Below are 13,718 nucleotides of genomic sequence, written 5' to 3'. Positions count from 1 at the left end.
GTGCACCGGCCGTCACCGCCGCAGCCACTCACCCCGCCGCGGCCCCCTCCCGGCCGGCTCGCCGGCGCCCACCCGCCAGCCGGCCGCACATCCCCCGGCAGCCAACCCGCCCGCCGGGAACCCACCCGCGGCCAACCCGCCCGCCGGGAACCAGCCGGCAGCGAACCCGCCCGCCGCGAACCAGCCAGGGGCCAACCAGCCCGCGAACCCGCCCGCGGGAAACCAGCCGGCGGCGAACCCCCCGGCCGGCAACCAGCCAGCCCCCGCCCCCGCTGGCAGCTACGCGAACTGCGCCGCGGCCCGCGCGGCCGGCGTGGCTCCCCTCCACCGCGGCGACCCCGGCTACGCCGCGCGTCTCGACCGCGACAACGACGGAATCGCCTGCGAATGACCTTCGGTGGCGCCCGCGCTCAATCCTGACGGCGTCTACGGCAGGTGGCGAGAACGTCGTCGCCACCTGCCCAGCCGACGCCTGGGGGCCGCCGGAGTCTTGTGCGATGTCGGCCCGGCTCTGTAGGACCATGTGACGGATTCGGACTCGGCCCGACACAGAGGAAGCCGATCTGCCCATGGCGAACCTGATCCGCGCCCTCGATACCCACGTCCCGGTGGAGTACGCCGTCTTCCACCTGGTCGGCCTCGGCGACCCCGACGGCCTCGGGGACCACGACGAACCGATGCTCCCCGAGACCGTCCTGGCCCGGCACACCCAGGTACACGTGCGCAGCGCCGCGTCCCAACACCTGCCGGCCGTCCGCCTGGAGGCATGGGACGCCGAACCCGCGCCGCCCGCCCCGCCCGACGGGATCCCCGCGTGGGATTACACCGAAGATCTCCGGCTGGTGTCGCCGACCGGAATCGCCCACCTCGTGACACTCAACGGAACTCTGGTACGCGGCCTGCCCGTCGGCCCGCCCCTGTTTCGCTACGGGGTTCGCCTCCGGCGCGCCGGCGGAGCGGCCGCGAGCACCCTGCCGCAGTTCTCCGACGCGCGCGGCGTGGAGACGTATCTCGTGCAGACCTGGCCGCTCGAGGACGTGTTCAACGCCTGGGAGTACCTGCGCCCGGCCGGTGGAGTGGCCGGGCCCGCGGGCGGGGATGACGAGGGCGGGCAGGGCGGCTACGAGCCGAGTGCCGCCGCGGACTGGCCGTCCATGCGCCGCCCGGACGCCGGCACGGACCGGAGGACGGCCCGGGTGGCGCGCCCGCCGCGCACGGCCCACGATCAACCCCGCTCCACCGACCCCGGGTTCCGGGACCTCTCCCAGGTGACGCCCGAGGAGTTCGCGCGGATCATCGGTCTGCCCGCTCCCACGCGGTCAGCGGCACCCCCCACGGTCACCGTCAGGTCGGGCGATCCCGAGGACCGCCGGCGCATTCCGGGGGTGATCTACAACATTCTCCCCGGCCCGCCCGAGGAACTCCTCGAAACGCACCCGGAGCTGGCTCGCCATCCCGAGCCGCCGCCGCCCGACTTCCTCACCTGGCCGGAAGACCAGCGCCGAGAGCTCATCACGCGTCGGCGCGACGACGTCGCCGTCCTCGACGCCCTGGCGACGCCGACGGAACCTCGCCGGACCCTGCAACACGCCGATTTCGCCGCCAGCCCCGACCGGGCGTCACCGGGCATGGCGCTGCGGGCCTGGCTGTGGCTCGACCCCGGGGAACTCGACACGGTCCGCACGGGTGCCCTGCGCACCGGCTTCACCACCGTTACCCGCGATGCGCTCAGCGGCCGCGTGTTCGTCAGCGCCATCGTCACCGTGCTCCTGACCAGTGCCAGCGGGATCACCGTGCGCGCCGCGTCCACTGTCGAGGCGGCCCGCCTGCTCGCCGCGGAACGAGCACACTCCCCCGCACGGTGAACTCCGGGCAGCCGCGAGTGGCGTGGCAGTAGCAACCGTCTCGCGCCGGGTGCACGCCGAGTCGCGTAAGTGACGCGGCGCCGTGATTCAGGTACCGGTGAGCTCTTCGGCAAGGAATTCGGCACTGACTCTCAGCAATGGCGCGGCGTCGATGTCCTTGAAGCCGTGGCCAGCGTCCGGAACGCGGATCAGTTTGATCGACGCGTTCACCCGTCTATAGGCGGCGAGGAGGTCTTCGCTCTGGGCAAGGGGTACACCATCGTCGAGGGTGCCGTGCACCAGCAGTAGGGGTGCGGAGTCGGGCGTCGCGTGGGTGATCGGGCTGGCGTGAGCGGCGAGCGCGGGCACCGTGTCGACGGCGGCGCCGAGCAGTCGCGCCTCCGGCGAGCACGCAGGATCGGTGTTGCCCATCGTGGGCGGGCCCAGCCGGGGCTGGGCGGCCAGATTCGCTGGCCCGTACCAGCTGACCCCCGCCTTGATGCTGCTGTCGCCCGGAGTGACGCCGACATCTCCCTCCAGCTCGGCGTGCTGGGCGGTGACGGCCAGCATCGCGGTGAGATAGCCGCCGGCAGATCCTCCCCACGCGCCGACTCGCGTCGGGTCGACTCCCAGGTGGGCGCCGTGGTGTTTCAGCCACCGAACTGCGGCTTTGACATCGTGAAGCGGGCCGGGAAAACGCATCTCGCCACTGAGCCGGTATCCCACACTGGCCACAGCGATGCCCCGGGCGACCATCACCTCGGTGACCTGACGGCCCAGGACATCCCAGGATGTCTTGTGCGTTCCAACCGAGAAACCGCCACCGTGCAGGTAGAGCACCACTGGCACCGGGTCCGGCGCAGTCGGCACGACCAGGTCGAGCATCAAGAGCCGAAAACCTGGGATGCGAGCGTACACCGCATCGCGATACATGATTCGATCGCCGTGCCGTTCGGCATCGGGAACAAGGCCGTAAGTCACGACGAAATTTAACACCACCCCCTACCCGGATCTGCGGTAGACCGGTCAAGGGTGGGAAGCGTGCGCGGGAATCGAGATCCGGACGAATCGACGTCGGTCCGCAGCCAGGCCCCTGCCGCCGTCCGCTCACCGGACCGCCGCAAACGGGAGTGGTGGGGCGGGCGGGCCTTACGGTACCGCCCGCCCCAGCCGTGACGTCAGCTTGTGCAGGTCAGTGTGCCGCTGCGCAGCGCATGGCCGGAGTCGTTGCCGTCATCGGACCAGACGACCGGCTTGTGCCCGGCTGAGCAGGTCTCCTGCGGTGCGATGGCGAATCCCTCGTTGTTGTAGTTGGCCATCCCGGTGGGGCGGGCGTAAACGGCGGTGACGGCAAGCCGGCCGGAGGCGTTGAGGTCGAGCGTCGCGGTGCGGCCCTGGCAGGTGTCGTCGCAGGCTGCCCACAGGTGGCCGGCCGAGGGCTCGTACTCGAGGTCCATGACCCCGGCAAAGCCGCTCGGGGCGGTGGCGATCCGGGTGTACCCGCCGCCGCTCTGGTTGAGCGCGTAGGCGTAGATGGTGCCGTTGGCTTCAAGACCGACGAAGTACAGGCCGCTGCCGTGGCCGGGGTAGGCGCCCGGGTCGTACGCGGTGTTGGTGTGCTCGTCATGGAAGCCGTGTGCGGTGAGGTACGTGTCGGGAATCCACGAGACGGCCTCGAGTCCGCTGTTGGCCGCCACGGCAGGCAGGTCTGAGGTGAGGTTCCACTCCGCCGTCGCGTTGAGCGAGGTGGCCGTGGAGGAGACGTCGTACCGGAGGACCTTCAGCAGGCTGACACCGCTGTTGCTGTTGTCGCGTTCCGTGGCGACGACCACGCCGTCAGGGGTGGTGACCACGCCCTCCGCGTCGGGATCGCCGGTCCCGCCGGCGTAGTTACGAATCCACCAGTGTCGTACCACCCGGCTGATACAGCCGCACCGAATCGGAACTACCCAGACCGAACACCGGATCGACATCGAGAACCAGATGGCCCCCGGCCGTCAGCGACGTACCGGACGCCACCGTGAACACATGCGAGTTGTCATTGTCCTTGACAACCCAGCCGGAGACGTCCACAGCCGCCGAACCGATGTTCGTCAGCTCCACCCAGTCGCCGGGCGTCCCACCACTCGACTCGACCTCGTTGATGCGCACGTCCGCCGGCCCCTGCGCCACCGCCGGCATACCGAACAGGCCGAGAGCGACGACGGCCAGAGCCGCGGCGACAGCGAGGCGTACTTTTCCACGCGAATATCTATGCAATGCAGGTGCTCCTTGTGCAGGGTCACAGACAGGCGGGGGCGAACGCGCACTCCTCGCGGAGCCTCCTGCACACCGACGACCGGAAGTTGAACACGCAACCAACAGCACGGACAGCACGGATGACCACATAGTTCAGGCGTACACATACGGACAGTTCACCGGGATCCGGTGCTGCACGGCCTCCACTCGGGGCGGCTGATCGCGTAGATGTGCCGCGGCTGGCCGTTGCGTTCGGTGGCTTCCGCGAACGTCATGCCGAGCTTGACCGCGACCCGGATGGACGCGGCGTTCTCCGGGTGGATGATCGAGATGATCCGGTCGGCGTCGAGACTGGCGAAGGCGTACTCGATCGCGGCGGCACCACCTTCGGTCGCGAATCCCTCGCCCCACCGCTGCGGGCAGATGGTCCAGGCGGCCTCCAGGCCGGGCCAGCCGTACTCCCGGTAAAGGCCGGCGCGTCCCACGAACTCCCCGGTCGCCCGGTCGTGCGCGAGCCACATGCCGAAGCCGTTGAGGGCCCAGTGCCCGATCTGAAGCGCGAACATGTTCCAGACCGCGGCCTCGCTCGACGGCGAGTTGGTGTAGCGGCTCATCTGCGGGTTCAACGCCATCCGCGTGTAGGCGGGGATGTCGCCGGCGGTCCAGCCGCGCAGGACGAGCCGCTCGGTGCGCACGGTCGGCACCATGACCGCAGGGAGCGACTCGGCTATGTCAAGGGTCATCTGTCCATCAAAGCGGGACGGGAAACGGCGGTGAGCCGTTCCCGGAAGTCGACGACCTCCGGGAGGGAACCATGCCCGGCGAGATCGGTTGCGAGCCGTCCCGCGCGGCTGATCAGCGTGTGGGTCGGGCTCGCGGCCAGGATCGCCAGAGCACGCATCCCGAGCCGGGCCGCCTCGACCGCCTCGGGACGTTCGCGGCGCACGAGGGTGGTCGCGAGGACCATGACGGCGTGGCCGTGATCCTCGAAGCCGACGGCCCGTCCCCGGTCGAAGGCGTCGACGGCGGCGCGGGCGGTCGGTTCCGCCTCGTCGCCCGCGCCGAGACGGGCAAGGACGCCGGCGGTGAATGACTCGGCCGTCGCCGGCCCGAACGGCGAGCTTCCCGGCCGGGCCGGTACGTCGATCACGGCGCGTCGCATCCGGTCCAGCGCCTCGCGGGTGCCGATCGGATCGCCGAGGGCGGCCAGCGCCCGCGCCTCGTAGGCGGCGAGCCTGGCCCGGGTGTAGGGATGATCGGGCGCCCGGCGGGCGATCTCGGCGGCTTCGGCGTACTGGTTTCCGTAGAACGCCAGGGTGGAGGACATCGCCGCCATGGAGGCGGCCAGGACCGGGTCGTCGATCTGGTCGGCGTGGTCACCGGCCTGGGTGACGAACCGCCGTGAGGCGGCCTGATCGCCGAGATTGAACGCCAGCCGCGACAACATGTACGCCGAGTAGCCGGCTATCTGGGTGAGCTTCGCCTGCGCCCTGGTCTTGGCGCCCGCGTCGAGGAGCCGCTCGGCGGACTGCCACGTGCGGTACACCCGCGGGGCGAGGATCGCGTGCGGCGTGGTCGTGAACACCGCCGCATGGCCGTCGACCGCGTCGCCGAGTTCGGCCAGGGTGAGCGCGTCGGGGTTGAGGCGCGTTCGCCGCCGGTAGGTGTCCGCCGCGATCAGCCCGGCCGCGGAGAACTCGAAGACCTGCCTGCGGTCCGTCCCGGCCTCCCCGTCGCCGTCTGGCGCCGCCTCGAGCCGTGCCTGCCACGCGACGAGCTCCCCGCCGGTCTGCCAGTAGTCGTCAAGTGCCGCGCACAGGTCGGCCGACGGTAGGTCCCCGTTCTCGGCCTTGGAAATCCGGGTCCGGTGGAACCCGATCCGCCGGCTCAGGGTGTCCTGGCTCATCCGGCCGCGGCGCGTCCGGATCCGCCGGCCCAGCGCCGCCGCGCCGGTCTCGTCCTCGTCCACCCGTCGCCGTTCCTCCCCGTTCACCTGACGCCGGACCCGCGGCACAGCGGCGCACAGCACGGCACGACACGGCACGAATCGCGCGCACGTCTGGCAGTCACCCGGTCACGTTCACAGACTGCCACTTGTCGGCAAGGAACCCGGATCATCCCGCGCCGGCGGGTCGCCGACCCCCCCACCCCGCAGGAGCGACCATGGCCAGCCCCCCGGACCAGCTCACCTGGCACCGGCCCGCCGTCGCCCCCGACGTCGCGTTCGCCCGCGACGACGAGACCGTCGCCATCAGCTACACCGCCGGCCCCGCCCCGGACCTCCGGATCCCCGGGGCGGTCTGGTTCGCCCTGCGGGCGGAGATCTGTGCCGGCGACCGGGGGGCGTTCCGCCGGCTGACCGCCGCCTGGACCCCCTGGACCCCCGCCGCCGGCGGCCTCGCCGCCGAGTGGGACGGGCACGTCCACCTTCGCTACGGCTACCTCGGCAGTCACCACATCAAGATCCCGGCCCCCGTCTGGCGTCAGATCTGCGCCGCCGTCCGCACCGGCGCGATCAACCACCTCACCGACTGACGTCTATCTCTCCTGGTGGAAGCCGTCCACGTCCGCGGTCCGGGAGTGGCTACGCTCGCGATCCCGGCTGCGCAAACCGCATACGACGGATGGCTGGCTTTCGAGTGGGCGCGTACCGAGGCCTGGGTCAGCGCCTTCCACCTCGCCGAGGAGCGCAAACGGCTCGGGTTGACCCAGCGCCAGGTGGCCGAGCTGATGGGCGTCTCCCCGGGGCGGATGAGCCAGATCGAGAACGGCGACCTTGAGGTCGACGAGGTAGCGACGCTGAGCCGGTACGCCCGAGCGTTGGACGCCCGGCTGCGGATCGTCTTCGGCTACGGCAACGATCTCCGCCAGATCGCCTAACTCGCCGGGCACGTCGAAGCGACCGTTGCCCGGCACCTCGCCTGCCTGGCCGATCATGTGGGAGCTGGGACTGGCGAAGGAGACCGTCCGCACGTACCACCGGGCCGCCAGCGTCGAGGACGTCCTGGCCAAGGCCCGCGACAGGCACGGTTCGCTGCTCACACGGTGGGAGCCCTGCCTCAACGATCGGCTCGACACCTGGATCACCGCCGTCGACACCGACAACCTGCCCGAGCTGCACCACCAGGCATCGCGGTGACCAGCGAAGCCGATCGAAGATCAGCGAGCAGGCGAGGGCAGCCCGTGGGCGCGGCAGGGATCGAACCTGCGACCACTCGCTTGTAAGGCGAGCGCTCTCCCGCTGAGCTACGCGCCCGGGAGACGTGAGAACGAAGCTCACTAAGACTACGCATACGGCGACGGCCCGTGGAATGATCGGGCGCCCGATCGTCGATGTTGACCGTCGGAGAGGGCGCCGCGACCGACCGAGGGCCGTCGACAGCGGGAGCCGGCCCCACGACTACCCAGGTACGCGGGCCGGCTCCCGTAGGTCGATCCTAGAGGGCGGCGAGGGCCTTGAGGTACTCGGCCTGGTCCCGCGCGTCGGGGATGTTGTTGACGACCTTCCAGCGCACGACGCCCTCCTTGTCGATCACGAAGGTGCCGCGCACGGAGATGCCCCGCTCCTCGTTGAAGATGCCGTAGGCCTTCGCGACCTCGCCGTGCGGCCAGAAGTCGGCGAGCAGCGGGAACTCGTAGCCCTGCTGCTCGGCCCAGACCTTGTGGGCGAACGGCGAGTCGACGGAGACGGCGAGCACCTGGACGTTGTCGTTCTGGAACGAGCCGAGGTCGTCCCGGACCGAGCACAGCTCGCCCTGGCAGACGCCGGTGAAGGTCAGCGGGTAGAACAGCAGGACGACGTTCCGCTTGCCGCGGAACTCCGACAGGGTGATGGTCTCGTTGTTCTGGTCCTTGAGCGAGAAGTCCGGGGCGACGGAGCCGACCTCGACGGTCACGGGCGCTTCCTCTCCACGACGATGGGGCTGATCACAATGACGCTGATCACAATGACGGAGCACCGATCGGGACGGTGCACGGGCCGATCCGGAGGATCGCCGGGCGTCGAATGATCGCGACAGTGGGCGGGAACCGGAGCGGACCCGGCGACGGCACCCACCGGTCCGGGCGCCCCCGCCGATCGGTCCGCCGTCCCTGAGCCAGCATGCCAGTTCCGGCCCCGAAGAAACCGGCCGACCACCCGCGGATTGGCCCACACGGTCGCCCGGAAGCCGCCCGCCCGTCCCACCGGCCGCCCGGTCGTGGGCCGCGACCTGCAAGGAAGGTCGATGGTCGACCCGGCCGGGCCGGGAATCCCCCCCGGCCCGGCCGCTGTGGTCACCTGTACCGACCCGTCGCTCGACTGCTGCCGAGACGAAGGATCATCCAGATCCGATCCCGACGGAAGGTATCTTTTACGCTCCCGGAGCACTGATGCGGCGAGTGTTCGAGTTTCCTACGCCAGACTGGCCTAGTCTGGCCGATCGACACGGGAGCCATCGACCAGACATGCGCGTAACACGGTGCGTGCTCCGCGTGCGCCACAGGCATGGACACCGATGAGGGCAGGACCACCTTGACCAATCAGAGTGCGACCCCGCACGGTTACCCCGAACCGCACGGTTACCCCGCATCGCACGGTTACCCCGCATCGCAGGGCCACCCCGCGCAGGAACCCCACCCGATCGACGGGCCGGGCACCTCGACCGGCGGCTTCCCGATCTACGCCTTCCGCGAATCGCTGCCGGGCCCCGAGCCCGAACAAGGCTACCCCGCGACCCCCGACTACGGCTCGCCCGGCCCGGGCGGGCCGCCCGGCATGCCCGACTCCTTCGGCGGGGCGGGGGTGCTCGGCAAGCACCGCAACCCCTTCGCCGTCTGGCTGGGCCTGCCCCTGATCACCCTTGGGGTCTACTACTTTGTGTGGGTTTACAAGACGAACCGGGAGCTGGGCGAGTACGACCGGCGTATTCAGGTCAACCCGGCCCTGTCCCTGCTGGCGTTCCTCATCGGCTGGCTGGTCCTAGTGCCGCCCTTCGTCGCCGCCTGGCGGCTGGCCACCCGCACGCGCACGGCCCAGCACGCCGCCGGGGTGCCGGAGACGAACCCGGTGCTCGCGTTCGTACTGTTCCTGATCGGCTTCGGGCCACTGTTTCTCCAGATCGAGCTCAACCGGCTCTGGGACCGCTACCCCGGCGCCGTCGAGGGCCAGCAGGTGCCGCTGTACCGATGAGCCCGCTGTACCGATGAGCCCGCTGTACCGATGAGCCCGCGCATGGGGCGACGGCGGCCCCGCACGGGCCGGTCGGGTTCCCGCCACGGGCCGGTGGGGGCCGCGCGCGGGTCGGTTGAGGTCCCGACCCGACCCGGACGCGGGCATGACTCGACAGCGCCCCGGCTCGCGTGCCGCCGGACGCCCTCGCGCCGGCCTCAGCGGTGCCGCACGCGCTGCGACTTCGGCGCGGCCAACCGCTGGCCGGACCACTCCTGCGCGACGCTCAGCGTGCTGGTCTGGACCAGACCCGCGGTGGGCACCGCGTCCAGCACATCGCTCGGCGCGACATGACCATCCCGTCCGGCCTTGGGCGTGAGCAACCAGATCACACCCTCGTCGGACAGCTGCCGGCGCGCGTCGATGAGCGCGTTGGCCAGATCCCCGTCGTCCTCCCGCCACCACAGCAGGACGATGTCGACGACGTCGTCGGAGTCCTCGGGGACTAGCTCGGTACCGCTGGCGCTGGTCACCGCGTCCAGCAGATCCTGGGCAATGTCATCGTCCTCGTTGAGCGACTGCACCTGGGTCCCGGCGGAGACTCCCAGCCGCTCCGCCCGGCGTTGACCCTCGGCGTTCGCCGCGGTCGGACTCACCTGCGCTACCTCCTGCTCGTGTGTTGACGCTCCGCGAGTGCCGCGGAGACGTCCCGTTCCGGCTGGACGCACCGGCGCGATGGGGTCCATCACCCAGTGCGTCTCGACCTAGTCCACCGGACGTCCCGGTGGCTGCGCAAGTGCCACGCCGTCGGTTGTGGACCGATGACGGCGTGGTCGACGTGCGGCGACTCTCCGCCGGTACCCACAACCGGCCTCGATCATCCCGCCGCCGGACGCCCGATCAGCCCGCCAGGAACGACAGCCGGACCGTTCGATCGGGATTGTCCACGTTGAGATCGACCAGGGCGATCGACTGCCAGGTGCCGAGCGCGAGCCGCCCGTCGAGCACCGGGACGGTGAGCGTCGGCGGGATGAACGCCGGCATGACGTGGGAACGGCCGTGGCCGGGCGAGCCGTGCGCGTGGCGCCATCGATCGTCGGCGGGCAGCAGATCGGTGAGCGCCGCGAGCAGGTCGGGGTCGCTGCCGGAGCCCAGCTCGAGGATGGCCAGCCCGGCGGTGGCATGCGGCACGAACACCGACAGCAGGCCATCACCGGAATCAGTGACGAATCGCACCGCATCGGGGGTGAGGTCGACCACACGCTCCTGGCGGCCGGTGTGCACGGACAGCGTCGTGGTCTTCATCCGGGTGTCCATCAGGCTGATTGTCTACCAGGCGGGGGCCCTTCACCGCCGACACCGCCGACGACATGTCAACAACGCCACGCGTGTCGCCCGATTCTCTACTCGAAAGTAACCAAGGCATGCGTGACGAGGTCGCCCGGACGGAGCACGATGGGACCAAGGCGCGTTCGCTCACCGGGTCCCGCCCTCGGCCGATGGGAGTCGGCCGACCACCCGCAGCGGCACGCCGCCAGGAGAAGGTGACGAGCGGCCAGGACGCGGCGATGCATCGATCATGCGGGTTCCCGCATCCGGCGTGCACGTGAAGTGACACATGGGCCGGCGGACGCACGAGGAGGATCTTCTCGGGCGGCACCGACGGCCCCGGAAGCTTGAGGAGCAGGAGAAGGCGTGGCGCAGGACACAACCCGGAAGTTCTCGGTCATCACCGACGGGCTGCCGAGTCAGCTGCCGGACATCGACCCCTCGGAAACCAACGAGTGGCTGGAGTCACTCGACGCGGTCATCGAGGAGTCCGGCCGCGGCCGGGCCCGCTTCCTCATGCTGAAGCTCCTCGAACGAGCCCGTGAGAAGGCGGTCGGGGTTCCCGGCCTGACCAGCACGGACTACATCAACACGATTCCGCCGGAGCGCGAGCCCTGGTTCCCCGGGGACGAACACGTCGAACGCCGCATCCGGGCGTATATCCGGTGGAACGCGGCCATTATGGTCAGCCGCGCGAACCGGCCCGAGTTCAACGTCGGCGGCCACATCGCCACGTACGCGTCGAGCGCGAGCCTGTACGAGGTCGGATTCAACCATTTCTTCCGCGGCAAGGACCATCTGAGCTCCTCACCGGGAAGCGACTCGGGTGACCAGATCTTCATCCAGGGGCACGCGTCGCCGGGCATCTACGCCCGCGCGTTCCTGGAGGGCCGGCTGACGGAGTCCCAGCTCGACGCCTTCCGCCGGGAGGGCGAGTCGGGCGGGCTGTCGTCCTACCCGCACCCGCGGCTCATGCCCGACTTCTGGGAGTTCCCCACCGTGTCGATGGGCCTCGGCCCGATCGACGCCATTTATCAGGCGCGGTTCAACCGTTACCTGCTCAACCGCCAGATCAAGGACACCTCGAACAGCCGGGTGTGGGCGTTCCTCGGTGACGGCGAGATGGACGAGCCGGAGTCGATCGGGGCGCTCGGCGTCGCCGCCCGCGAGGAGCTCGACAACCTGATCTTCGTGGTGAACTGCAACCTGCAGCGCCTCGACGGCCCGGTCCGCGGCAATGGCAAGATCATGCAGGAGCTGGAGTCGCTGTTCCGCGGCGCCGGCTGGAACGTGGTCAAGGTCGTCTGGGGTCGCGACTGGGACCCGCTGCTGGCCAAGGACACCGACGGCGTCCTCGTCCACCGGATGAACACCACCCCGGACGGGCAGTTCCAGACCTACACGACGTCGTCCGGCGAGTACATCCGCGAGCACTTCTTCGGCGCGGACGCCCGGCTGCGCCGGATGGTCGCCGACCTCGCCGACGACGACCTGCGCAAGCTCTCCCGCGGCGGGCACGACTACCGCAAGCTCTACGCGGCCTACAAGGCGGCCACCGAGCACACCGGTCAGCCCACGGTCATCCTCGCCCACACCATCAAGGGCTGGACGCTGGGCAAGGACTTCGAGGCCCGCAACGCCACCCACCAGATGAAGAAGCTGACCAAGGCGGAACTCAAGGAGTTCCGTGACCGGCTGTACCTGGAGATCCCGGACTCGGCGCTGACCGGGGACCTGCCCCCCTACTACCACCCGGGGCCGGACTCCGAGGAGATCCAGTACATGCGGGAGCGCCGGGCCGCGCTCGGCGGGTCGATGCCGCGCCGCGTCGTGCGGGCCAAGCCGCTCCCCCAGCCGCCCGCGAAGATCTTCGACGAGCTGCGCAAGGGTTCGGGCAAGCAGCCCGTCGCCACGACGATGGCGTTCGTCCGGCTGCTCAAGGACCTCATGAAGACCAAGGAGATGGGCGCGCGGTTCGTGCCCGTCATCCCCGACGAGGCCCGCACCTTCGGCATGGACGCGATGTTCCCGACGGCGAAGATCTACTCGCCGCACGGGCAGCGCTACGAGGCCGTCGACCGCGAGCTGCTGCTGTCCTACCAGGAGTCCGAGTCCGGCCAGATGCTGCACGAGGGCATCAGCGAGGCCGGTTCCATGGGTTCGGTGATCGCCGCCGCGACCTCCTACTCCACCCACGCGCAGTACATGATCCCGGTCTACGTCTTCTACTCGATGTTCGGGTTCCAGCGCACCGGTGACCAGATGTGGGCGCTCGGCGACCAGCTTGGCCGCGGCTTCCTGCTCGGCGCCACCGCCGGGCGGACCACGCTCAACGGCGAGGGCCTGCAGCACCAGGACGGCCACTCCCTGCTGCTCGCCTCGACCAACCCGGCCTGCGTCGCCTACGACCCGGCCTTCGCGTTCGAGGTCTCGCACATCGTCCGCGACGCCCTGGACCGGATGTACGGCGAGCGCAACGACAACGTCTTCTACTACCTCACCGTCTACAACGAGCCCGTACCCCAGCCGGCCGAGCCGGCCGGCCTCGACCCGGCGCAGATCATCGCCGGCATGTACCGGTTCCGGCCGGCCGAGGAGCTCGTCGGCGGCCTGCCGAGCGCGGGCGCCGAGGGCGGCTCGGGTCCGCGGGCACAGCTGCTGGCCAGCGGCACGTCCATCCACTGGGCGCTCGCCGCGCAGGAGATCCTCGCCGCCGACTTCGGCGTCGCCGCCGACGTGTGGTCGGTGACCTCGTGGAACGAGTTGCGGCGGGAGGCCCTCGACTGCGAGCGGGCCAACCTGCTCAACCCCGAGGCCGACGACGCCGTGCCGTACGTGAGTCGCATCCTCGACGGCGCCCCCGGCCCCGTGGTGGCGGTCTCCGACTGGATGCGCGCGGTGCCCGACCAGATCTCCCGCTGGGTGCCGCAGGCGTTCACCTCGCTCGGCACCGACGGCTACGGGCGTTCCGACACCCGGCTGGCCCTGCGTCGGCACTTCAAGGTCGACGCCGAGTCGGTCGTCGTCGCCACCCTGGAGTCCCTGGTCCGGGCCGGTGAGATCAAGGCCAGCCTGGTCGAGGACGCGATCCGCCGCTTCGGCCTGCGCGACGACGACGATGCCGTGCGGGGCACCGACGCCGGCTGACCCACGACGCC

The 13,718-nt window shown here is 70.4% G+C and carries 13 protein-coding genes, 1 tRNA gene and 1 pseudogene; 7 read left to right on the top strand and 8 right to left on the bottom strand.

Annotated elements, in window-relative coordinates:
• Positions 1-391, top strand: a 391-nt coding sequence (locus FRAQA3DRAFT_RS37915; protein WP_009742969.1) for an excalibur calcium-binding domain-containing protein, incomplete at its 5' end; no start/stop codon positions are given.
• Positions 392-569: 178 nt separating this feature from the next.
• Positions 570-1,865 (top strand): hypothetical protein, encoded by a 1,296-nt coding sequence (locus tag FRAQA3DRAFT_RS30790; protein WP_009742968.1) that lies wholly within the window; start codon positions 570-572, stop codon positions 1,863-1,865.
• Positions 1,866-1,952: 87 nt separating this feature from the next.
• On the opposite strand, the gene FRAQA3DRAFT_RS30785 is transcribed toward FRAQA3DRAFT_RS30790, so the two are convergent.
• From FRAQA3DRAFT_RS30785 to FRAQA3DRAFT_RS30770, 4 genes and pseudogenes are all read right to left on the bottom strand, one after another.
• A complete protein-coding gene (locus tag FRAQA3DRAFT_RS30785; RefSeq protein ID WP_009742967.1) occupies positions 1,953-2,840 on the bottom strand; it encodes an alpha/beta hydrolase fold domain-containing protein in 888 nt (295 codons plus the stop codon).
• 182 nt (positions 2,841-3,022) lie between these two features.
• Positions 3,023-4,103, bottom strand: a pseudogene (locus FRAQA3DRAFT_RS30780) (lamin tail domain-containing protein).
• 155 nt (positions 4,104-4,258) lie between these two features.
• Entirely contained in the window at positions 4,259-4,825 is a 567-nt protein-coding gene (locus tag FRAQA3DRAFT_RS30775) for a GNAT family N-acetyltransferase (RefSeq protein WP_009742964.1), read from the bottom strand.
• Complete coding sequence (locus FRAQA3DRAFT_RS30770; protein ID WP_009742963.1) at positions 4,822-6,051, bottom strand: helix-turn-helix transcriptional regulator; 1,230 nt, start codon at positions 6,049-6,051, stop codon at positions 4,822-4,824. Before FRAQA3DRAFT_RS30770 ends, FRAQA3DRAFT_RS30775 begins: the two co-directional genes overlap by 4 nt.
• Positions 6,052-6,245: 194 nt before the next feature.
• Here FRAQA3DRAFT_RS30770 and FRAQA3DRAFT_RS30765 point away from each other — a divergent pair, with 194 nt between their 5' ends.
• Genes FRAQA3DRAFT_RS30765 through FRAQA3DRAFT_RS30755 form a run of 3 tightly spaced genes read left to right on the top strand, consistent with a single transcriptional unit; the run spans position 6,246 to position 7,221 of the window.
• On the top strand, positions 6,246-6,617 hold the full coding sequence (locus tag FRAQA3DRAFT_RS30765) for a hypothetical protein (RefSeq protein ID WP_009742962.1): 372 nt from the start codon (positions 6,246-6,248) through the stop codon (positions 6,615-6,617).
• Between the two features lie 45 nt (positions 6,618-6,662).
• Positions 6,663-6,962, top strand: a complete 300-nt coding sequence (locus FRAQA3DRAFT_RS30760) for a helix-turn-helix domain-containing protein (RefSeq protein ID WP_051054514.1) — start codon at positions 6,663-6,665, stop codon at positions 6,960-6,962.
• Positions 6,963-6,987: 25 nt separating this feature from the next.
• Entirely contained in the window at positions 6,988-7,221 is a 234-nt protein-coding gene (locus FRAQA3DRAFT_RS30755; protein ID WP_157467793.1) for a hypothetical protein, read from the top strand.
• Between the two features lie 45 nt (positions 7,222-7,266).
• Here FRAQA3DRAFT_RS30755 and FRAQA3DRAFT_RS30750 read toward each other — a convergent pair.
• Both FRAQA3DRAFT_RS30750 and FRAQA3DRAFT_RS30745 read right to left on the bottom strand, forming a co-directional pair.
• Positions 7,267-7,338 (bottom strand) — tRNA-Val (locus tag FRAQA3DRAFT_RS30750).
• Between the two features lie 181 nt (positions 7,339-7,519).
• Positions 7,520-7,978: a peroxiredoxin gene (locus FRAQA3DRAFT_RS30745; RefSeq protein WP_009742960.1), complete on the bottom strand. Its 459-nt coding sequence runs from the start codon at positions 7,976-7,978 to the stop codon at positions 7,520-7,522.
• 617 nt (positions 7,979-8,595) lie between these two features.
• Between FRAQA3DRAFT_RS30745 and FRAQA3DRAFT_RS30740 the strand changes: the two genes are divergently transcribed.
• Entirely contained in the window at positions 8,596-9,252 is a 657-nt protein-coding gene (locus tag FRAQA3DRAFT_RS30740) for a DUF4234 domain-containing protein (RefSeq protein ID WP_232291830.1), read from the top strand.
• 197 nt (positions 9,253-9,449) lie between these two features.
• Here the strand turns inward: FRAQA3DRAFT_RS30740 and FRAQA3DRAFT_RS30735 are convergent, their stop codons facing one another.
• Together FRAQA3DRAFT_RS30735 and FRAQA3DRAFT_RS30730 are read right to left on the bottom strand one after the other, a co-directional pair.
• A complete protein-coding gene (locus tag FRAQA3DRAFT_RS30735) occupies positions 9,450-9,887 on the bottom strand; it encodes a DUF3052 domain-containing protein (protein ID WP_009742958.1) in 438 nt (145 codons plus the stop codon).
• 244 nt (positions 9,888-10,131) lie between these two features.
• Complete coding sequence (locus FRAQA3DRAFT_RS30730) at positions 10,132-10,536, bottom strand: secondary thiamine-phosphate synthase enzyme YjbQ (RefSeq protein WP_009742957.1); 405 nt, start codon at positions 10,534-10,536, stop codon at positions 10,132-10,134.
• 390 nt (positions 10,537-10,926) lie between these two features.
• Here FRAQA3DRAFT_RS30730 and aceE point away from each other — a divergent pair, with 390 nt between their 5' ends.
• A complete protein-coding gene (gene aceE / locus FRAQA3DRAFT_RS30725; RefSeq protein ID WP_009742956.1) occupies positions 10,927-13,707 on the top strand; it encodes a pyruvate dehydrogenase (acetyl-transferring), homodimeric type in 2,781 nt (926 codons plus the stop codon).
• Positions 13,708-13,718 lie beyond the last annotated feature (11 nt).

Origin of the sequence: Frankia sp. QA3 (genome assembly GCF_000262465.1) — a bacterium.
Taxonomy (GTDB): Bacteria; Actinomycetota; Actinomycetes; order Frankiales; family Frankiaceae; genus Frankia.
Note: the sequence above shows the minus strand (reverse complement) of the source record. Positions and strands in the feature narration are given on the sequence as shown.